We start from the raw sequence: 1,286 nt of genomic DNA on the forward strand, positions 1-1,286 counted from the left end.
GACCCACAGTACACGCAGTACATGTACAATACAGGAGCTATAAATCCGGCTTATGTTGGATCTAAATCAAATTTATCCATCTTTGGTCTTTACCGCACGCAGTGGGTAGGAATGGAAGGAGCACCTAAGACAGCACATGTATCGGTGTCTACGCCACTTGGCGAGTCAGGTCTTGGTCTTGGAGTAAACTTTGTCAACGACCGATTAGGAGCGATGGATGAGAATAATATCTCTGTGGATCTATCTTATACAATTGACCTTAGTTATGACTATAAATTGGCCTTTGGATTAAAGGGAACGGCTAATTTATTGAGTGTAGACTATCAGAAGCTTCGCATTTTTGATCCATCAGACGGGGTATCTCAAGAGAATATCAACAACAAGTTTAATCCCAACATAGGAGCAGGGGTATACGTGTACTCCGACAAAGCTTATTTTGGATTGTCTGTTCCCAAGTTTTTACAAGTGGATAGATACAACGACAACTACGATAGTCAAGAGGTTGTGACTATGCGCGAGAAGATGCACTTTTACCTTATGGGGGGATATGTGTTTGACTTGTCAGATAACTTGAAGTTCAAACCCGCTTTCTTGGCCAAGGCAATACAAGGATCTCCTTTACAAGTAGACGTATCGGCAAACTTTTTAATAGCAGAGAAGTTCACCCTAGGAGCGGCTTACCGCTGGGATGCAGCCCTTAGCGCTTTGGCGGGATTCCAAGTAAACGACAATTTATTTGTGGGTTATAGCTACGATGCAGAGACAACCGCTTTGCGTCACTATAACTCAGGATCACACGAGATTGTGCTTCGCTTTGATATTTTTAGCAGAACAGGACGCATCAACGCCCCTCGTTTCTTCTAAGAGTTAACGGTCAATCTAACACAAGACACAGATGATAAGAAAGATACAAAAGATAAGCTTTTTAGTGTGTTTGATGCTCGTAGGAAGTATGAGCATTCACGCGCAACAAGTAAAGCAAAAGAAAGCCGATAAGGAGTTTGAAAAACTAGCTTATATCGATGCAATCAAAGTTTATGAAACCATAGCAGATAAAGGCTATGTGAATCAGTCCATTTTGCAAAAGTTAGGGGATTCGTATTACTTTAACGCAAAACTGATAGAGGCCAACAAGTGGTATACTCAGCTTTTCGAATCTGATTATGAGGATAAAGACTTATCTGCATTGGGCTCGGAGTACTACTACCGCTATGCGCAGAGTTTGCGCGCGGTGGAAAACTACGACAAGGCTGACCAGGTAATGCAGGAGTTCTCTAAAATGGAAG

1 protein-coding gene and 1 pseudogene are annotated in these 1,286 nt (G+C 42.1%); both read left to right on the plus strand.

Translation table 11 applies throughout. The features are described from left to right. The coding region (locus GJV76_RS15570; protein WP_155093494.1) for a PorP/SprF family type IX secretion system membrane protein at nt 1-864 on the plus strand (864 nt) is incomplete at its 5' end. 31 nt (nt 865-895) lie between these two features. Continuing rightward, nucleotides 896-1,286 (plus strand): annotated as a pseudogene (locus GJV76_RS15575) (OmpA family protein); the annotation flags it as partial.

It is taken from the genome of Myroides albus, from assembly GCF_009711045.1.
Lineage (GTDB): Bacteria > Bacteroidota > Bacteroidia > Flavobacteriales > Flavobacteriaceae > Flavobacterium > Flavobacterium album_A.